Here is a 19,690-nt window from a genome sequence, read left to right on the forward strand (position 1 = left end):
AAACTTAATTGTGGCGGTCACAGGGATTTTTTATTTTAGGACGCATGGTTTACAAATGCGTCTTGTCTTCATTGGGTTGACCGTATTCCCTTTTGTAGATGCGCAGTACAATTAAAAATAAGCTGATCATCAACGGCCCAAAGATAAGTCCTATGAATCCAAAAAGAGGAACACCAACAATGACACCCACTAGGGTGATCAGCGGGTGCACATCATCCAATTTGCGGAGTACGTAGAGTCTAATGATGTTGTCCGTGGAGCCTACCACAACGATACCATAAAGCAATATACCCCAAGCTTGTATGGGGGTGCCAGTGGATAAGGTCATTAGAAATACTGGTAAAATACCAATGAGCGTGCCTACAAAGGGGATCATGGAGCCAACAGCAACAATAGTAAACCAGAAAAAGGGGTCCTCAATACGGAATATAAGGAAGCCAATGAGGGCCACAATTCCCTGTGCAATGGCTACCAAAGGAATTCCCAGGGCATTGCTCTTTACCATTTTTTCGCACTCGGTACTTATAATTTTTAAGTTATCATTGTTTATTGGGATATACTCGAATAGGGATTGGCGCAACATTCTCCTATTGGTAAGCATGTAATATAACATCAGATACATGATACCTATGGAAAGTAGCACGTTAAAAGTTCCACCAGCAAAGCTGAACAAATTATCGGATAACCAGGATGATATACCTGAGGTATCTATTTCAGAGGTAAAATCATAGCCAATTTTAGTTTCCCATTTGTTCAAAAGACCTTCGGTTTTAGAAACAAATTCTTCTGGTTTGTTGGTGATCTTGCCCACCTTATTGCCAAGCATTAATGCAATTCCGGCTACTGGGACCAGAATACAGAAGAAGGAAAGGAAAAGTAACAGCGCGGCGGCCCAATCCGGATTCCAGCCTCTTCGGGTGAGTTTGCCCATAAATTTCCTCAAAATAAAAAATAGGGTAATGGCACCCAGGACTCCGGATAAATAGGGCAACATTTCCCTAAATATAAGTGTGCCCATGAGCACGATCAGAATCAGCACGAAAATTTGCCTAATTACTTTTGGGGGTATGGCGTTCATCCTTGGTCGGGAATTTGGTTTAGCTAATAAATTTTTACGTTGTTATCAATTGGTTTTATTGCTCCATGGGAATAAAGATATCAAATGTGACCCCCTTGTTGGGCATGCTGCTCGCTTTGATAAAACCATCATGGTTCAAAACAATCTTCTTGACAATTGCCAATCCGATTCCGGTACCTTCATAATCGTTCTTGCCATGAAGTCGCTGAAAGACCTCAAAAATTTTATCCTTATGTTCGGTATCAAAGCCTATCCCATTATCCGAAAAGGTGATGTGGCAATAATCTTTGAATGGTAAAAGGTCCAAATCTTGGATTTCTTTTCCATTTACTTCCGTACTATTGATTTTTATTTTGGGAGGTACTCCGGGAAGGGAGAATTTAATGGAGTTGCTTATTAAGTTGCTCATTAGCTGTACAAATTGAAAAGGAATAATCGAAACTTCACACATATTTCCAATTTCGATCACGCCCTTTTTTTCATCCAGTTTTTCCATTAAATCCAATTGGGCCTCCTCAATAATTTCATTGAGATTCATGGATTTAAACTCTTTTCCAGAGGTATTGGTCCTAGAATAGGCCAAAAGGTCTTTGATAAGATTCTGCATCCTATTGGCAGAATCCTGTATACGTCCGAAGTAATTTTTTCCAGAATCGGATAGCGTATCATTTTCTTTTTCCGCGATACGCGAAATAAACGTTTGGATTTTGCGCAGAGGTTCTTGAAGATCATGACTGGAAACATAGGCAAAGGATTGTAGTTCCACGTTCATCTTCTGAAGCTCGGCAATGGAATTTTCCAGTTTTTCATTGGTTTCTTTCAACATTCGGGTTCGTTCCTTAACCTTTTGCTCCAATTCGCTGGCGAACTTCTTTTGGTCTTGGATATCTGTACTCGCTCCAACCCAACGTTGAATATTTCCTTCCTCATCACGTTGGGGAATGGCTTTGCTCAATATCCAATGGTAAGATCCATCATGTCTTCTAAAACGGTGTTCGAATAAAAAATCTTCTCCAGTTTCAATAGAATTTTTCCATTGATTTACATTTTCTTCCCTATCGTCCGGATGGATGATATCCAACCACCCCTTTTCCAATATTTCCTCCAGATCCATGCCAGAATATTTAAAGACCGCCTGGTTGAAATAGTTTAGATTCCCTTCTGGATCAGCAATCCATATTTGTTGGGGCATGGAATCTGCCAACAATCTAAATTTTTGTTCACTTTCCAAAAGAACCTGTTGGTTTATCTTATCATCGGTGATATCTCTAACAACCCCTATTAGCTTTATAGGTTTTTCCTGATCATCGTAATAAATTTTACCTTCTGTCCGGATCCATTTGATCTCCTTGGAAGGAGTAATTAAACGGGCCTCATAGTGAAATATCCCAGTTTCAAATGCAGTGGTGAATGCCTTTCTGACAATGGGGTCTATATCCTCAGGATGTATCTGATTCCGCATTTCCTCATGACTCAGATTTGAAGATTGATCGTGACCAAATATTTCCATTAATCTTGGGGAATAAATAATCCTTTTATCAATCAGGTCGAGCTCAAAAGTGGCCATTTCAGCAGCCTCAGTGGCCAATCGCAAACGGGTTTCGGCTTCTTCTGTTTTTTTTCGCGAAATCACATTTTCAGTGACATCTATTACTGTGAGAATCAAGCCTTCTATTGTATTGTTTGAATCAATTAACGGAGAATAGTCTATATCCACATAGAGTTTACGCATACCGTCATCTCCTACAACAATCGCCAACGCCTCCTTCTCCTGATATGGGATACCCGTTGCCAAAACCTTGTCCAGGAGTGGAATAAATTTTTGATCTTTCAGTTCTGGGAAAATATCAATGATATCCCTACCCAAAATTACCTCCTCCTTTTTGCGCCATATGGTGTTTATCATGGCCTCATTGGCAAGTTCCACGGTGTGATTCTTGCCTCTAAAAACAGCCATAGGGACCGGAGAATGCATGACCAAATTTCTAAACTTCTTTTCACTTTCCGACAGGGCGTGTTTGGCTTTGACCAATTCCGTAACTTCAATGGCAATACCAATGGTTCCTGATATTTCATCGTTATCTTCCCTTAATGCCTGACAGATAAAATTAAAATATCCCAGTTCTGTACTTCCATGCCTCTCAACTTTTACTGGGAATTCGGTGCCTTGAAATGTTTCACCGGTCTGGTAAACTTTCTTCAGGATGTTCTCCAGACCATCTCTGGATTCCGGAAGGGCTTCAAAAAGAGGTTTTCCAATAATATCATTTTCCTTCACATCAGCCAATTCCAAAAAATTGTCGTTTACCATTTCTACGATCAATTCCGGACCTCTATAAACACCAATACTCACTGGCGCCTGTTTTATAGAGGCTTTAAAGCGATTGTCGACCTCTTCGGCTATGGCTATTTCCCTTACCTTTTGGGTAGATTCTATGGAGGTGACAAAAAGTCCCTCACTATTACCTTCCGAATCAATTAGGGGGCTATAGTTGACCGTCCAATAGGCATCCTCAATTTTTCCATTTCTGAAAATAGGGATCAATTGATTTTCTAAAAATAGCCCGTCTTTGGTAGTATAGACTTTATCAAACAAAGGTTTTATAAAATCCCATGATTCAGGAAAAGATGTTTCGGTTGGTTCGCCCAAAACGGCAATGTGTTTCCCATCATCACCTAGGCTGGGTTTATGTGCATCATTAAAAAAACAAAGATATTCAGGTCCCCAGAAAACAAGCATGGGCAGTTTGGAATGTAGTATAATATTGAGGGACGTACAAAGACTTGGAGGCCAGGTTTCAATGGGTCCCAAGGAACTATTGGACCAATCTTTTTCGGCTATTAAACTTCCCATTTCCCCACCACCTTTCAGAAAATATATATTGTGCTTATTTACCTTGAGCATTGTAAATTATATTAGATAATCCGGTCTGTTATAAAAGGAGGGAAATTAGGAAAATAAAAACAATAAAGCATTATGCACACCTTTGCTCGTCAAGGGTTTTAACATCTTTTTAAGAAATTCAATGTTTATTGGGTTTTGTGGCCATAAAAATAAAAAATGATGCTTCTGCTGCTGGCTTAAATTTAAATATCAAGTATTCTGGGAAAAGGAATATTAATGTTTTCCCATTCCAAGAAATATAAAATCGGTCAGTTGTTTTTCAATCTCAATTCTATTGGTATTGGCATTCTTATCATTGGCATCGGTATACTTGTCATAAAGCCAACGTAAGGACGATAAGAAGGTAAGGGTGGCAAAATCAGGGTCCATCACCCTAAATTTTCCCTGTTCCATACCAGCAATAATGATTTCCCGTACTTTTTTATTGTATTTCTTTTTCAGGTAAAGGAGTTCTCCGCGTTTAGGATCCTCCAAATTGCGCCATTCATTGACCAAGAGTGACAATTCGTAGGGTTTTTTTGAAATCATTTGAATATGAACGGAAATGATCAGTCTCAGCTTTTCATCAGGAGCATATGAAGAGTCCATGATGAGTTCTATGGAATCCAAAAACTCATTGGAAATATCAAAGAGATAGGTTTCCAATAAGGCTTGTTTGGAGTCTATATAATTATAAACATTGGCTACTTTGAAATTTAGCTTCTCGGCAATGTCCCGCATGGTGGTGGCCTTATATCCCTTTTCGTGTATCAGCTTCAATGATTCTTCAAAAAATCTTTCTTTTTTAGTGCTTTTGCCCATAGATAAAACTGCAAATGATTTAAGTACTTTAATTCTTTGGTATAACCAAAGAATATACATCCATGAATTACATGAACATTTGTTCATAAAACGATTAATATGGAAAGGTAGTATGTCATTTGGCAATTATTATAGTATTTTAAAGCAGATACACCATAGATTGTGTAAATTTCAGGAGCGATCGCAATTAATATGGATGGACTGCCATAGTTAAATAGATTACCTAAAAACCAAGTAAAATGACAACAGAAGATGTATATACCACAGTGAGGACCTTGGCTGAATTTAGGGACCTGTTCGAAGAATCTATAAAAAAGGCCCAATTGCCCAATGATAAGCAGATGTACAACGAGCTACATAAATATTCTGCATTATTGGGAAGCTATATGGAAGGTTTGTTGGAAGAGGGTATGTTTCCTACGGATCGGGATCATTGATGGATGGATGGCCACTGATAGCGTTGACGCTGCGTTTTTAACAATGGGGGACACCCACAAAAGAAATACAACAGACCCTTTATTGGGGCCCCATGGGGTCCATCGTTTTTTTTGTGATTATTTTTTCAAGGTCCGTAAATCTTTTAAGATTAAATTGCATGCTCATTTATAGTGCAAATAAGAATAAATAAAAATCTCAATAATAAAATGAATAATTTTAAGGAAATGAAGAAAAAAATGGGAATTGGAATTTTATATGCCGTGCTTTTTATGATCGGTATGAGCATAGGAAATGCCCAAGATAAGCTTGGCGGTTTGGCACTGTATACCGTAAGGGATGAAATGGGCAAGGATGTAAGGGCAACGCTACAGGCGGTTGCGGATGCAGGGTACAAAAATATAGAGTCTGCAGGTTATGCAGATGGTAAATTTTACAACCTTCCCCCAGAAGATTTCAAAGATTTATTGGAGGAGCTCAACCTAACGCCCATAAGTACACACCAAGTGACCGTAACCATGGAAAATGCAGATGCCATGATGGCCGATGTAAAAGCAGCTGGATTTGAATATTTCGTAATTCCCGTTCCCCCAATGGGCCTTTTTACATATGACAATACAACCCAAAGTATGGGTATGACAGGAGGTGCCGAAAATTTGGCAAATATCCTGAGCACGCTGGGTAAAAAATGTCAAAAAGCGGGTTTAAAATTGTTGTACCACAATCACGATTTTGAGTTTATGAAGGATGAAGATGGAATTGTAACCATGGATTACCTTTTGGAAAATACGGACCCTGAGTATGTCAATTTTCAAATGGATCTATATTGGGTGACCAAGGCAGGTGCTGATCCTATTGCCTATTTTGAAAGATATCCAGGTAGGTTTATCATCTGGCATGTCAAGGATATGGATAAAGAGGGCAGGTTTGCTCCCGTAGGTGACGGCACCATAGATTTTGCAAGGATCTTGGCAGAAAAGGAATTATCGGGCATGAAATATTATATGGTAGAGCAGGATAGGACCTTCGACGGATTACAACCTTTGGAAGCCATAAAAATTAGCCATGAAGGGATAAAGAAAATAGGGTTCAATTAATTGATGGCAACACCAATATGTTTTTAATAACGCAAGAAAAAACCCGCAACACAGTTGTGGGTTTTTTTTAGGAACAATATCATAAAACTATTGCCATCCACCGCCAAGGGCCTCATAAAGGTCTACCGTGGCCTGTAGTTGATTATTTTTGGTGTTGACCAAATCCAAACCAGTGGTTAAGGTATTTTCCCTGGCCCGTAAGACTTCAAGGTAATTGGCAAGTCCATTGTCCAGTAATTCTTCCGAATAAACGGTAGCCAGATCATAGGCATTGAACTCCTTCTCTTTTACAATGATCTTTTCTGTGGCTGCGTGATAGGAATAGAGCGCGTCGGATACTTCCTTCCCTGCCTGTAGCACAGACTGTTTAAAGGCCAGTTTGGCCTGTTCCTGATTTGCTTTTGAAACTTCGTACTGAGTCCTTATTCTTCGCCCATTAAAAATGGGTTGGGTTAAACCACTTACAAGGTTGGCAAATAGTGAGCTGGCGCTGAACAGTTGGTCAAAATCCAAGCTTTGGAGTCCCCCGGTGGCAGATAAAGTCAAGGAAGGATAGAAATTGCTTCTGGCTACATTGGTTAGTTCAAAGGCATTGATAAGATTATATTCCGCGGCCATTACATCTGGCCGGTTTGCCAAGAGTTGGGCAGGTATCCCTGTAGTCAATTCGGTAGTGATCTTTTGTTCATCAAGGGAACTCCTCAAGATGGTCCTGGAATTGCTGCCCAATAAGATGGACAGGGTATTTTCAAGAAGTCGGGTACTATTTTGTAGATCGATCAAAAGTCCCTGCGCACTATACAATTGTGCTTCGGTCTGTTTAACACCTACCTCGGTAACATTCCCCGCCTTTTTTAGTGCCTTGGTGGTTTCCAGTCCTCTCTCCCTTGTGGTTATCGTTTCCTGCGTAATTCGGATTTGTTGGTCCAAGGCCAACAAGGAATAATAGGTGGATGCTATATTGGCCACCAATCTACTCTTCACCGCTTTATGGGCAGCTACGCTCTGCAGGTAAGTAGCTTGGAAGGCACGTTCACTGCTCCTGATCTTGCCCCAGATATCTGCTTCCCACGATAGAGCACCACTAAGCTGGTACACATCCAGTTTGTTGAACTGTGCGCCAAACTGACTGTTGTTGGAAAGTTCGGAGTGGGTATATTGGGCAGTACCGCTAAGGGTAGGGTAGTAGCCCAATTTTCCTTGTTTGAGATAAGCTTCTGAAATCAATATTTGCTGTATGGCGATTCGGATATCGTTATTGTTGGCCAATCCCTCCTCGATATAGGTCTGAAGAACGGGATCTGTAAATAATTCTTTCCAGGAAAGAACCGCAATAGACAAGCTGTCCTTTGGCAATTGATCGGTACGATAGTAGTCTGCCGTGACAATGTCCTCCTGTGGCCTTGCGTATTCCTTTGCCGCAAAGCAGGAAACCAACATCAAGGGCGTTGCAGCCAAGAATAGATATTTTAATATTCGTGTAGATTTCATAGGATTATGCTTCTTCAGAATTTTCGATAGATTTTGTTTGTGGTTCCCCAGAAATTTTTTCCTGGAGCCATTGAAACAGGATAAAAAGTATAGGTATGACGAACACCCCAATAATGGTCCCAATCAGTAAGCCTCCAACGGCCCCTGTACCAATAGACCTGTTTCCTGCTGCACCGACCCCATTGGCCAGGACCAGTGGCATCAAACCAAATATAAAGGCAAATGAGGTCATTAGGATAGGTCTCAAACGCGCTTCGGCACCCTCAATGGCCGCTTCCAATATTGAAGCTCCGTTTCGCCTGCGCTGCAGGGCAAATTCCACGATCAGAATCGCATTCTTTGCCAGAAGACCCAATAACATGATCAGGGCTATCTGGAAATAGATGTTGTTCTGCAAACCAGCTAATTGTGTGGTAATATAGGCGCCAAAAATACCCAATGGCAATGATAACAATACCGAGAATGGGATCAAATAGCTTTCATATTGTGCCGCCAACAGGAAATAAACGAATACCAGTGACAAAAGAAAAATAGTGGTCGTCTGGTTTCCGGCATTGACCTCTTCACGGGTAAGCCCGGAATAGGCCGTAGTATAATTGCTTGGCAAAGTGGCAGCTACCTCTTCCACCGCTTTAATGGCATCCCCAGAGCTGAAACCTGGATTGGTGGCTGCCGTAATTTTAGTAGAGTTGAAAAGGTTGAACCTGGTCACCGATTGTGGTCCGTACACCCTTTTTAGAGTGACAAATTCCGTGATGGGAGTCATGTCCCCACTGCCGGTCCTAACATATAAATTGTCCAGATCATCTTTATCTGCCCTATCCTCTGGCAAGGATTGTACATACACCCGGTATTGCTTTCCAAATCTGGAAAAATCGGCGGCAAAAATACTCCCAATATACCCTTGTAGCGTTGAAAAAATACTACTTATGGGTACGCCCAGTTCTTTGGCCAAAGGGGCATTCAATTCCAGTTCATATTGTGGGTAGGCGGTATTAAATGATGATTGGGCGTATTGGATCTCCGGACGCGCCGATAGTTTGGAAATAAATTCTTGATTTACTTGGTCCAAATCGGTAAAACTACCCCCGGTTCTGTCCAACAAATTTACTTCTACTCCTGCCGAACTGCTGAACCCAGGAATACTGGGCGGGGCAAAAAAGATAATATTGGCCTCCGGTATCTGGGCAGCAACACCAAACATTTTGGCAGTGATACTCTCAATGGAAAGTGAGTCTTCTGTACGTTCTTCCCAATCATCCAAACGGATAAACCCAAGTCCAAAATTGCTGCCCGCACCTCCCAAAAAGCTCCGCCCTTCTACTACAGAGCCTTCTTTTACCCCTGGGATCTGTTTCAGCTTATGGTACAGTTCCTCATTCACTTGGTGGGTCCTGTCTATGGAGGAACCAGCGGGTAGCTCCACATTTAAAAATATGATCCCACGGTCCTCATCGGGTACGAATCCTGTTTTGACCACGGTAGATGACCACCAAATACCTACAACCGCAAGGGCAAGGATACCCCCGGTGATCCATTTGTGACGGTATAAAAAGTGTACGGATTTGCCATATTTATTTACCGTAGCACTAAAACCACGGTTAAAGCCGTCAAAGAATTTCTGTACATAACCTTTTTTCTTCCCATTTACCTTTTCATCATGGCCTTTAAGGAACAAGGCGCATAAGGCCGGACTCAAAGTAAGGGCGTTCACAGCGGAAATGATAATGGCCACGATCAAGGTAATCCCAAATTGCTCATAGAAAACCCCAGTAGGGCCTTGAACAAAGGTTACGGGAATAAAAACCGCCGCCATCACCAGGGTAATGGAAACGATGGCACCTGTTATTTCGTGCATCGCCTCTACGGTTGCCTTTTTGGGATCGGATTCTCCCTCGTCTATTTTGGCATGTACCGCTTCTACCACTACAATGGCATCATCCACTACAATACCAATGGCCAAAATCAGGGCAAAAAGGGTCAATAGGTTAATGGAATAGCCAAATAGGTTCAAAAAGAAAAAAGTACCAATTATAGATACAGGTACCGCTATGGCTGGGATTAGAGTAGACCTAAAATCCTGTAAGAATATGAAAACTACAATGAACACCAATAGGAACGCCTCTACAAGGGTCATGACCACCTTTTCAATGGAGGAATTGAGAAAGTTATTGGTATTATAGGGCACAAAAATCTCAATTCCCTTTGGCAGGTCCTGTTTTACGGTCTCCAACCGAGCCTCAATTTCCAAGATGATGTCCCTGGCGTTTGAACCTTTGGTTTGAAAAATCCCCAGGTTTACGGCTGGATTTCCCGCAGTAATGGATCCACCGGCGTAGGATTGTGCACCCAGTTCAATATCCGCTATGTCCTTCAATCGCAAGAACTCTCCATTTCCCAGGGCTTTGATGATGATGTCGCTGTATTGGGCTTCCGTTTTAAAACGGCCACCGTATTTGATGATATAACTAAACGCTTCTCCGCTATTTTCTCCTAAAGCACCGGCTGCCGCCTCAAGACTTTGTTCCCGTAGGGCAGCGGTTACATCCGAGGGGATTAGTTGATATGCGGCCAATTTTTCCGGTTTCAACCAAATACGCATCGCATAATCCTTGCCGCCAAAAACACTGACATCCCCAACCCCATTGACCCGCTGCAATTCTGGGATTACATTGATCTTGAGGTAATTTTGAATGAACGTTTCATTATAATCCGGATTACTGCTGTAAAAGGACATGTACATCAACGCACTTGTTTGTTGTTTTTGGGTGGTCACCCCCGTTTGTAGCACGGCTTGGGGAAGCAATGGATTTGCCCGAGCTACACGGTTTTGAACGTTTACTGCAGCGATATCCGGGTCTACCTCCTGATCAAAAAATACGGTAATGGTAGCTGTTCCGGTATTGGTAGCGGTTGAGGTGAGGTAGGTCATCCCTTCCACTCCGTTGATCTGCTCCTCAATGGGAATAATAACACTTTCCAAAATGGTTTCTGCATTGGCCCCGGGATAGCTGGCACTGACAGTGACCGTGGGCGGCGCAATGTCCGGATATTGGGTGATGGGCAATTGTGACAATCCCAGAACACCTAAAATGACAATAATAATGGAGATTACGGTAGATAGTACCGGGCGGTCTATAAATGTTTTTAACATAGTTGTTGGGCCTTCAAAAGGTTATCTGAATACTTGTACGATGGGTTTTGCGATACTATCGAATGATACTTCCATGGGTTTTACCTTGGTAGCGCCCCTAAGCTTGGCAACACCTTTGGCAATAATGAGATCGCCCTGTGCAACCCCCTCGGAGACTACATACAAATTATCTACTTCGGTAGTAATTTGGACCAGGGAGGATACAGCAGTACTGTCCTTTCCTACCTTATACACATAGGTGCTACCTTGTTGCTCATAAGTAGATTCTTTTGGGATCACAAGAGCCTCGGTAAAGACTTTTGGAATGCTTATTTTACCGCTATTGCCATTGGTGAGCAAGCGTGAAGGATTGTTGAAAACCGCGCGAAATGATATGGATCCCGTTTGTGTGTTGATCTGGGAGTTGATTGTTTCGATGGTGCCTTCCTCTTGGTAGACACTTCCATTGGCCAAGAACAATTGTACCTTGGGCAGGTTTTTTATTTTTTCAGCAATATCCTTTCCCGCTGCATTTTGAATAAAATCCAAATATTGCTTTTCATTCATTGAAAAATAGGCATAAACCTTACTGATATCCGATACCGTGGTAAGCGGTTGATCGTTGGACGGACTTACCAATGCTCCTTTTCTAAGGCGGATGGATCCTACATATCCGTCTACCGGACTTTTGATATTGGCATAATTGATATTGGCATTAATGCTGTTATAGCTGCTCTGTGCCTGAAGTAATCTGGCCTTGGCCGTTTCCAATTGTACATTGCTTATAATGTTCTTTTCTACCAAGGGCTGTAATTTGTCCACTTCTACTTGGGCAGCATTTACATTGGCCTTGGCCGCAGCGGCTTCTTGAGAAAGGGATTGGGTTTCCAACCTAAAGAGCAGTTGTCCTTTTTTGACCTGCTGCCCCTCATCCACCAAAACATCAGTGATATATCCTGCTATTTTGGCACGTACCTCACTGTTGACCAGACCTTCAATACTGGTAGGGTAAGTGTCATAAGAGGTGACAGTTTTAGTAGGGACGGCCACTACTGGAAATGGTGTTGGGCCTTGTGGGGCACTAGCTTTTTCATCAGTGCCACAGGAAGTCATTAAAAAAACCGAAGCGAGGAGTGCTGGAATATATTTCATTTTAGTCATAGGTTTTAATAGTAGTTATAGGCTCTTATCCTGATTCTGGAAGGCCTTCATTTTTTCAATTGTTTTTTTAAGATTTTCCTTTTGTATGGCCAGGTATTCTTGGAAAATCACACCCATGGATTCATTTTCCACAAATTTTGTTGGATTGTTGACCTTGTTGAATTTGTTGATCTTTTTGACCAGTTTCAAATCCTTCTCAATATCCTGAAAATACTCTTCCAAGGTTAGTTTTAAATAATTGTTGGTGCCCCTGAAATAGCGTTTACGATCTCCAGTTTTTGTATAGAATTCAACATAATTCAGTTGGACCAATAATGAAATATTTGTTGAAACTGAACTTTTACTGGCTTGGGTTATTTCCATGATCTCCTCAAAGGAGAATCCCTCCTCTGATGAAAGTATCATAATGGCATATATGCGCGAAGCCAGTGGAGTAAGTTTATGGCTACCCTCCAAATGGAGTCCGACCTCCTCGATCAAAATTCTTTTTTCTTCAGAACAAATTCCCATAAAATAACTGTTGTGGGTACAAATGTATGATTTGGTTCGGAACTGATAGAACCAAATAGTCTTAAAGTATTCCCAAATTTCAACAATTGGTCTTTGTTACTTGGTTTTGTATCTAATTTTACAGTTTGGATTGTTTTTTCCAATATCGCTTAGACAAAAGGATCCTTAATTTTAAGGTTGGTATTCATGCAAAATCCATTTTCCGGCACCCTAATTCTATGAACCAAAAACTTTCCAATTTTGTACTGTACTTAATGAGTGTCTCCGCTGGTCTTGTGGTGGCTAACCTCTACTATAACCAACCCTTGCTCGGTGAGATAGCAAAGGACTTTGGCGTAACGGAATCTGCGGTGAGCCATGTTGCCCTGACCACACAATTGGGATATGCTTTTGGACTTCTATTCGTGGTTCCTTTGGGGGACATGGTTTCCAATAAAAAAATTCTACAATATGATTTTTTGCTAATGATCATTTCCTTGGTGGCGGCCGCTATGTCCAATTCTCTACTATTGCTCATCACCAGTAGTTTTTTCATTGGGTTTACCTCGGCCATACCACAACTGTTCGTGCCAATGGCAGCCCAACTCAGTGACAAGGAAGGACAGGGAAGGGCTATTGGCATTGTGATGAGCGGCCTTTTAATTGGTATTTTGGGAAGTCGTGTGATCAGTGGATTGGTTGGGGATCAATTTGGGTGGCGTGTGATGTACTATGCTGCGGCATTCGTGATGCTGGCGCTCTACGTTTTATTAAAACTTAAACTGCCCAAGATACATCCTTCCTATGATGGTGGTTATGGGGCCTTGATGAAATCGCTTTGGACGTACTTTAAGTCGGAACCAGTAGTGCGATTGGCGGCCCTCAGGGGAGCTTTGGCGTTTGGCGGGTTGAGTGCTTTTTGGACTACCTTGGTATTCTTAATGGAAGATTCCTTTGGATATGGGAGTGGGGTTACCGGTGCCTTTGGACTATTGGGTATTGTGGGAGCCTTGGCTGCCGTGCTGGTGGGAAAAATGAACAATAAAATTAGTTCCTATAAAATCATCTTATATGGATCGTTGCTACTTATACTATCTTGGGCAATATTCTTGGTATCATCGAATTCGATCCTAGGTTTGGTCCTTGGGGTGATCCTGGTAGATTTAGGTATTCAAGCCCTTCATATAACCAATCAAAACATTATTTTTTCCAATAATCCAGAGGCACGTAACAGGGTCAATACCATTTACATGGTGGGGTTCTTCATAGGCGGAGCAGTGGGTACCACTTTTGGTGCTATCGCATGGGAACAGTTTAAATGGATGGGGGTATCGGTTTTGGGCATTTTCTTTTCTGTGGCCTTGTTGGGTATTCACCTCATGTTCAACGTCAAAGGCAAAAGATCCAAATAAAATAAGGACCGACCCATAAATTTTCCATTAAAAGGTAATGTTCACAAAGGGGAGGACCGGACTTGTGTAAACACTTTCGTCCTCATCGTACAACAAGTTGTACTTGGCGCCAATAGCTATTTTAGCTGTAATGTTGTATCCGGCCCCAACAAACAGGGCCGAGTCCCAATAAGTTTCTTTGATTTGTCCGGTGGGAGTTTCAGTCTTGGTAGTTACGTTCAGTTCTACAAATTCAATCAAGGTGGTAATTTTTTTGATAGGGGAGTACTGTGCAATAATATTGCCACCAAACGTAGTGGTATTCTGTAAATCTTTGATGGCTGCATAACTTCCTTGGAGTCCAACTCCGATACCAACCTTTTCACTTACATTGTACGTTAAGTTCGGAGATAGGCTGATATTGGTGCCGCCGACAAAATTGAGTCCAAATCCCATACCGAATTTCAGTTTATTTGGCTCTTCCGCTGTACTGTCTATTACAGCAACGTTGGTGACTTGTGAGATTACACTTTCGCTAAATATCAAAAGTCCGATAATCACGATTAGTCTTAAAACTGGGCTGAAGGTGTTCATGTGCATCGGTGTTATGGTTGGTTAACTACAAGTTACATATTTTTCATGTAAATTAACAGTTATGCCATTTAAGGAGGTAGAACTTGGCAACTGCATCATAATTTATTTTTTTTAAGCTATCCCTATCAAGGTCATTCCAGTACCTTGGAGATTCAATTAAAATGAACACTATTATGAAATTGGAAAACAAAAAAGTAGCCATCTTGGCCACGGACGGATTCGAAAAATCTGAACTCTTTCAACCTATGGAGGCCCTAAAAAATGAAGGTGCAACCGTACATATCATCTCTACTAAAGACGGGGTAATAAAAAGTTGGGACAAGACCGATTGGGGGAATTCGATTAAGGTGGACAAGAAAATTTCTGAAGCCAAGGAGGCTGATTACCATTCTTTGGTGCTGCCAGGAGGGGTCATTAATCCAGATCAATTACGGACCGATGAAAGTGCACTGAATTTTATACGAGCCTTTTTTAAAAGCGGCAAACCGGTAGCGGCAATATGCCATGCGCCATGGTTATTGATAAGTGCCGGGGTCATTGAAGGTCGTGAAGTCACTTCATACCATAGTATTAAAGACGATGTGATCAATGCCGGAGGTAATTGGGTTGATAAAGAAGTGGTTGTTGATGAGGGATTGGTGACCAGTAGGAACCCAGATGATCTTCCGGCCTTCTGTAGTAAGATCATTGAAGAAACACTAGAAGGGAAGCATGAGGATCAGCATGCATAGAACTTCTTAATTCCCGTATGTAAATATGGGGCTGGGATAAAGCCGGGAAAGTATTGCTTTCCCGGCTTTATTTTTACAAAAAGGAACGGAATGTCCTTAGAACCGACTATAATGATTGGTTAGCATTTAAATATACCGATAATTACTATAAAAAAATGACCCCTGCCATAGCGTATGGCAGGGGTCATCATAAGAAAGAATTATATATTGGATTTCAATCCTACATGTTGTCGATTTCGTCTTTTAATTGTTCTTTCTTCTTTCCTGTTTTCTCTTGTAATCTACCCAACATTTCATCGAACTTTCCCTCAGAATAAGTTAGGTCATTGTCTGTAAGCTCACCGTATTTTTGTTTGAACTTACCTTTTACTTGTTTCCATTTTCCTTCTAATTGTTCACTGTTCATAATATTTCTATTTTATGCGCTGCAAGCTCTGCAGACTTGGTTAAGTAGGTTAAAAGTATTGTGATTCAATATGCATTGTTGATCCAAAAAAATAGATTATTGCCGCAATAAATTTGATTTGAAAGAAGCGACATTTCAAGTATGATTTTCATTTACAATACCTAAATAAAAGGGTAGGACCAAGGCTATAAAAAAATTATTTACGCGTAAATATTGTTAATTTTACCTTCCTAAATGATCGGTCTTTTATTTTCTGGAAGGTTGTATTGTTGTAGGTTGCTCCTATCGAAAAAAAATAAGGTTAAGATTAAATGCTTATGCGATAGTACCTAAGTGGTATTTTACCTATTCTTGTTCTAGGAACAGCAATTGGATAATTTTATAAAATTGTAATTAAGTAAACAGATATGGCATCAGGATTTTTTGCATTATTGGATGATATTGCCAGTCTCATGGACGATGTGGGGGCTATGAGCAAGATAGCTGGAAAAAAAACGGCAGGTATTTTGGGCGATGATTTGGCGGTGAATGCCGAAAAGGCATCTGGTTTTGTCTCATCCCGTGAGATTCCGGTACTGTGGGCCATTAGCAAGGGGTCTTTTATCAATAAAATAATTATTCTACCGGTTGCCTTTCTCCTCAGTGCCTTCCTTCCTGTAGCGGTTACAGTAATTTTATTGTTGGGGGGATTGTATTTGGCTTATGAAGGGGCAGAGAAAATATATGAGTTTTTTGTGCCACACCATCACCCCGATGTAGTGATGCCCGAAAAAATGGAGAAAGAAGCAATTCTGGAATTGGAAAAGGAAAAGATAAAATCGGCCATTGTAACCGATTTTATCCTCTCTGTTGAAATAGTGATCATAGCTTTGGGAACCGTGGTAAATGAACCTATTGGGACCCAGATCCTTGTGGTTTCCATCATAGCATTGGTTGCCACAGTAGGAGTGTACGGCATTGTTGCCATGATCGTTAGGATGGATGATCTAGGGTATAGATTTATTAAACTCAATGGGGAAAAGAGCAGTTTTACCTATAATATCGGAAAATTTTTGGTCGCCGCCTTGCCAGTGGTCATAAAAAGCTTGTCCGTGATCGGAACCATTGCCCTCCTATTGGTTTCCGGTGGGATTTTTGTACATAACCTGGAATTTTTGCACGATTGGGTTCATGGAATACCGGCCATCTTAGGAGAGTTTGCAGTCGGACTGGTGATAGGCTTTCTCTGTTTGTTGATCGTACTGTTTTTTAAACGAATTTGGAAAGCATTTAAGCCAGGGGTAAGTGAATCTGGAACCACAAAATGAATTAGTAACCTCACTTTTTTATTGCACTAAAACGATCAGTTCTCAGCCAATAAATAGAACATGCCCCTCTACCTATGATAGCATTGTTTAAATCGATCTACCTTAGAGCGTTGTAAGGTATACATGAATACAAAAACCCATAATTTCCATTATGGGTTTTGTTTGGCAATTATAAACAAACAGAATCAATGTTTTGGGTTCCCCTATTCCCTATTAAACAGGAATATGTGCCACCTTATCCATTCTATCCCAATTTCGATGTTTGGCTATGGCATTGATAAAATCTTGAGGCTTGCCATTGATGAAAATCGCCTGATCATCTTTAAATTCTTTTCCATAACTATGATCAAATAATTGCTCGGCTTCATTATCCAGGGCAATAGCTTTGCAGTGTTTAAGCCCTTCGTTTATGAATTTAATATATTTAGAATGGTTCAAAAGGGACTTTACAGAATTTTTCCCCCCGGGAATATAGACTGCATCGTATAATACGCTTTCCGTAGTTGAAATAGCAGCATCAATATCATATTCATTTTTATCATCATCGGTAACTTTTCCACCAGTTGGGGCTATCAGTTTAATCACGGCCTTTCTTTTTGCAAGTGCTGCCTTCATTTTATTAAAATCAGTACTACTAAATCCATCGGCTACCAAAACGGCAATTTGTCGGGTTGCGATGCTTTCAAATTTTGTGTTTGCCTGACTTAGAGCTGGAGATTTGTCCAAGTATATTTTTTTGGGTCCTGGTTGAAAATCCGCTACATTACTGTCTGCCCCAATAGCTTGATTGATGGGCAGATCAATTTTAGCGGGAATTGTTAAACCAATATTTTTGGAAACGATTTTAGCTAAATCCTCATCAATTTGTTCGATCAGCCATAGCATTCGCTCCTTAATATGTTTGTGTGTACATTTTCCAAGTTCGAAGGAATATGCTTCCGCCACATGCGCCTGTTCCCACTTGGACAAACTACGATAGAATAGGGCAGGTTGCGAAAAATGATCACTAAAACTTTTACTTCTAGACCTAATCTTATTGGCATCGATTCGTTCTTCGTATGATGAAAACCCGCCCTCGGAAAATTTGGAGAGATAGGGGCATCCACCTCCCAAAGTATTTGGGAAATACGCGGTTTGCCCTTTTGGGATGTTCATTTGCATATGTCCGTCACGCTGATTGTGATGTGTATTCGCCAAGGGTTGATTAATGGGGATTTGATGGAAGTTGGGAGATCCCAATCGTGATAGTTGTGTATCCCGATAGGAAAATAAACGCCCTTGTAATAAAGGGTCGTTGGAAAAGTCAATTCCCGGAACTATATTTCCGGGTAGAAATGCCACTTGTTCGGTTTCAGCAAAAAAGTTCTCTGGATTGCGGTTTAGGGTCATCTTGCCAATGATTTTAACGGGTACCATTTCTTCAGGAACCAGTTTTGTGGGATCCAGAATATCAAAATCGTATTTATGTTCATCAGCTTCGGGAATAATTTGGACTCCCAGTTCCCATTGTGGAAACTCACCCGCTTCTATAGCATCCCACAAATCCTTTCTGTGGAAATCAGAATCGGCTCCATTAATTTTGACAGCCTCGTCCCAAGTTACGGAATGCACTCCCAAAAGCGGTTTCCAATGGAACTTTACAAAATACGATTCCCCTTTTTTATTGATCAGTCGAAAGGTGTGGATACCAAACCCTTCCATCATCCGTAAACTACGTGGAATGGCCCTATCGCTCATGGCCCATATGTGGTTGTGCAAAGTTTCCGTGGTTAAACTGACAAAATCATAAAAAGTATCGTGAGCTGATGCCGCTTGAGGAACTTCTTTATTGGGTTCCGGTTTAACCGAATGTACTAGGTCTGGAAATTTCATAGCATCTTGGATAAAGAAAATGGGCATATTATTGCCCACTAAATCCCAAGTACCTTCCTCGGTGTAGAACTTTACAGCGAAGCCCCTAACATCTCTAGCCAAATCAGGGGAGCCTTTAGATCCTGCAACGGTGGAAAACCTTACAAAAACCGGAGTTTTACGAGAAGTATCCGTTAGAATTCCGGCCTTTGAAAATTGCTCCAAACTCTCAGTTAATTCAAAATAACCGTGGGCACCACTACCTCGTGCGTGCACTATGCGTTCAGGAATTCTTTCATGATCAAAGCTGGTTATTTTCTCTCTTAAGATAAAATCTTCCAGCAAACTGGAACCTCTCGTGCCAGATTTCAAGGAATTATTGGTATCGTTCACTCGAACCCCTTGGCGGGTGGTCAAACGTTGGTCATTACCGTCGACCATGTATTTTTCCAAATTGAGGATTTTTTCGGACTTATTATTTTTTGAAGACATATCAGCGTTAAATAAGAATTTATCTCTACTAAAATTACCTGCTGGTCTGGCCCTTTATTGTCTTGTTTAAATTTAAAATTACCTTGAATACTCTTTATTTTTTTATAACAACCTTAATCTTATTTATCACTTAATTCAATTCGAGTTTTTTATTGTCAATTGGTATTGATGAATTAAACCCAACAAAAGAATTACCTGCTAAATGCCTTCGCGTTCCAATATGTAATCACGACTTCTTATTTTTTTTTGATTCCCAAAGTGAATTGGATACTATATCCTTTGTCATTTCCAATTATAAATGTATTTCCTTGCTGGATCGTATTAGATA

At 40.9% G+C, this 19,690-nt stretch carries 15 protein-coding genes; 5 read left to right on the forward strand and 10 right to left on the reverse strand.

Going from position 1 to position 19,690, the window contains the following annotated elements:
- Positions 1-49: 49 nt before the first annotated feature.
- From WAA86_RS07070 to WAA86_RS07080, 3 genes are all read right to left on the reverse strand, one after another.
- Positions 50-1,078: an AI-2E family transporter gene (locus WAA86_RS07070; RefSeq protein WP_337300292.1), complete on the reverse strand. Its 1,029-nt coding sequence runs from the start codon at positions 1,076-1,078 to the stop codon at positions 50-52.
- Between the two features lie 55 nt (positions 1,079-1,133).
- Positions 1,134-3,983 (reverse strand): PAS domain S-box protein, encoded by a 2,850-nt coding sequence (locus WAA86_RS07075; protein WP_337300293.1) that lies wholly within the window; start codon positions 3,981-3,983, stop codon positions 1,134-1,136.
- A gap of 213 nt (positions 3,984-4,196) precedes the next feature.
- The gene (locus WAA86_RS07080) at positions 4,197-4,784 is read right to left on the reverse strand and encodes a TetR/AcrR family transcriptional regulator (protein ID WP_337300294.1); all 588 of its coding nucleotides are present in this window, start codon (positions 4,782-4,784) and stop codon (positions 4,197-4,199) included.
- Positions 4,785-5,023: 239 nt separating this feature from the next.
- Between WAA86_RS07080 and WAA86_RS07085 the strand changes: the two genes are divergently transcribed.
- Both WAA86_RS07085 and WAA86_RS07090 read left to right on the forward strand, forming a co-directional pair.
- Complete coding sequence (locus tag WAA86_RS07085; RefSeq protein ID WP_337300295.1) at positions 5,024-5,221, forward strand: hypothetical protein; 198 nt, start codon at positions 5,024-5,026, stop codon at positions 5,219-5,221.
- A gap of 270 nt (positions 5,222-5,491) precedes the next feature.
- Positions 5,492-6,316, forward strand: coding sequence for a sugar phosphate isomerase/epimerase family protein (locus WAA86_RS07090; RefSeq protein WP_337300320.1), 825 nt, complete (start codon positions 5,492-5,494; stop codon positions 6,314-6,316).
- Between the two features lie 87 nt (positions 6,317-6,403).
- Here the strand turns inward: WAA86_RS07090 and WAA86_RS07095 are convergent, their stop codons facing one another.
- The 4 genes from WAA86_RS07095 to WAA86_RS07110 are packed head-to-tail and all read right to left on the reverse strand — an operon-like array spanning position 6,404 to position 12,611.
- A complete protein-coding gene (locus WAA86_RS07095) occupies positions 6,404-7,807 on the reverse strand; it encodes a TolC family protein (protein WP_337300296.1) in 1,404 nt (467 codons plus the stop codon).
- Positions 7,808-7,811: 4 nt separating this feature from the next.
- Complete coding sequence (locus tag WAA86_RS07100; protein WP_337300297.1) at positions 7,812-10,961, reverse strand: efflux RND transporter permease subunit; 3,150 nt, start codon at positions 10,959-10,961, stop codon at positions 7,812-7,814.
- A 21-nt stretch (positions 10,962-10,982) separates the two neighbouring features.
- Positions 10,983-12,092, reverse strand: coding sequence for an efflux RND transporter periplasmic adaptor subunit (locus WAA86_RS07105; protein WP_337300298.1), 1,110 nt, complete (start codon positions 12,090-12,092; stop codon positions 10,983-10,985).
- 24 nt (positions 12,093-12,116) lie between these two features.
- Entirely contained in the window at positions 12,117-12,611 is a 495-nt protein-coding gene (locus WAA86_RS07110) for a GbsR/MarR family transcriptional regulator (protein WP_337300299.1), read from the reverse strand.
- 218 nt (positions 12,612-12,829) lie between these two features.
- Here WAA86_RS07110 and WAA86_RS07115 point away from each other — a divergent pair, with 218 nt between their 5' ends.
- Positions 12,830-14,002, forward strand: coding sequence for an MFS transporter (locus tag WAA86_RS07115; protein ID WP_337300300.1), 1,173 nt, complete (start codon positions 12,830-12,832; stop codon positions 14,000-14,002).
- A 27-nt stretch (positions 14,003-14,029) separates the two neighbouring features.
- Here the strand turns inward: WAA86_RS07115 and WAA86_RS07120 are convergent, their stop codons facing one another.
- Complete coding sequence (locus WAA86_RS07120; protein ID WP_337300301.1) at positions 14,030-14,575, reverse strand: alpha-ketoglutarate decarboxylase; 546 nt, start codon at positions 14,573-14,575, stop codon at positions 14,030-14,032.
- A 173-nt stretch (positions 14,576-14,748) separates the two neighbouring features.
- Here WAA86_RS07120 and WAA86_RS07125 point away from each other — a divergent pair, with 173 nt between their 5' ends.
- Positions 14,749-15,306, forward strand: coding sequence for a type 1 glutamine amidotransferase domain-containing protein (locus WAA86_RS07125; protein WP_337300302.1), 558 nt, complete (start codon positions 14,749-14,751; stop codon positions 15,304-15,306).
- A 220-nt stretch (positions 15,307-15,526) separates the two neighbouring features.
- On the opposite strand, the gene WAA86_RS07130 is transcribed toward WAA86_RS07125, so the two are convergent.
- Positions 15,527-15,712, reverse strand: coding sequence for a CsbD family protein (locus WAA86_RS07130; protein WP_337300303.1), 186 nt, complete (start codon positions 15,710-15,712; stop codon positions 15,527-15,529).
- 407 nt (positions 15,713-16,119) lie between these two features.
- Between WAA86_RS07130 and WAA86_RS07135 the strand changes: the two genes are divergently transcribed.
- Entirely contained in the window at positions 16,120-17,019 is a 900-nt protein-coding gene (locus WAA86_RS07135) for a DUF808 domain-containing protein (protein WP_337300304.1), read from the forward strand.
- Positions 17,020-17,232: 213 nt separating this feature from the next.
- Here WAA86_RS07135 and WAA86_RS07140 read toward each other — a convergent pair whose 3' ends face one another.
- Complete coding sequence (locus tag WAA86_RS07140) at positions 17,233-19,362, reverse strand: catalase (protein ID WP_337300305.1); 2,130 nt, start codon at positions 19,360-19,362, stop codon at positions 17,233-17,235.
- Positions 19,363-19,690 lie beyond the last annotated feature (328 nt).

It is taken from the genome of Sediminicola sp. 1XM1-17 (assembly GCF_037203765.1).
Classification (GTDB): Bacteria; Bacteroidota; Bacteroidia; order Flavobacteriales; family Flavobacteriaceae; genus Sediminicola.

Excerpts from the sequence above, each read along its gene's own strand:
- WAA86_RS07090 (WP_337300320.1), top strand. The coding sequence starts at position 5,492 with ATGATCGGTATGAGCATAGGAAATGCCCAAGATAAGCTTGGCGGTTTG.
- WAA86_RS07125 (WP_337300302.1), top strand. The coding sequence starts at position 14,749 with ATGAAATTGGAAAACAAAAAAGTAGCCATCTTGGCCACGGACGGATTC.
- WAA86_RS07085 (WP_337300295.1), top strand. The coding sequence starts at position 5,024 with ATGACAACAGAAGATGTATATACCACAGTGAGGACCTTGGCTGAATTT.
- WAA86_RS07105 (WP_337300298.1), bottom strand. The coding sequence starts at position 12,092 with ATGAAATATATTCCAGCACTCCTCGCTTCGGTTTTTTTAATGACTTCC.
- WAA86_RS07115 (WP_337300300.1), top strand. The coding sequence starts at position 12,830 with ATGAACCAAAAACTTTCCAATTTTGTACTGTACTTAATGAGTGTCTCC.
- WAA86_RS07110 (WP_337300299.1), bottom strand. The coding sequence starts at position 12,611 with ATGGGAATTTGTTCTGAAGAAAAAAGAATTTTGATCGAGGAGGTCGGA.
- WAA86_RS07100 (WP_337300297.1), bottom strand. The coding sequence starts at position 10,961 with ATGTTAAAAACATTTATAGACCGCCCGGTACTATCTACCGTAATCTCC.
- WAA86_RS07080 (WP_337300294.1), bottom strand. The coding sequence starts at position 4,784 with ATGGGCAAAAGCACTAAAAAAGAAAGATTTTTTGAAGAATCATTGAAG.
- WAA86_RS07070 (WP_337300292.1), bottom strand. The coding sequence starts at position 1,078 with ATGAACGCCATACCCCCAAAAGTAATTAGGCAAATTTTCGTGCTGATT.
- WAA86_RS07095 (WP_337300296.1), bottom strand. The coding sequence starts at position 7,807 with ATGAAATCTACACGAATATTAAAATATCTATTCTTGGCTGCAACGCCC.
- WAA86_RS07120 (WP_337300301.1), bottom strand. The coding sequence starts at position 14,575 with ATGAACACCTTCAGCCCAGTTTTAAGACTAATCGTGATTATCGGACTT.
- WAA86_RS07130 (WP_337300303.1), bottom strand. The coding sequence starts at position 15,712 with ATGAACAGTGAACAATTAGAAGGAAAATGGAAACAAGTAAAAGGTAAG.
- WAA86_RS07075 (WP_337300293.1), bottom strand. The coding sequence starts at position 3,983 with ATGCTCAAGGTAAATAAGCACAATATATATTTTCTGAAAGGTGGTGGG.
- WAA86_RS07135 (WP_337300304.1), top strand. The coding sequence starts at position 16,120 with ATGGCATCAGGATTTTTTGCATTATTGGATGATATTGCCAGTCTCATG.
- WAA86_RS07140 (WP_337300305.1), bottom strand. The coding sequence starts at position 19,362 with ATGTCTTCAAAAAATAATAAGTCCGAAAAAATCCTCAATTTGGAAAAA.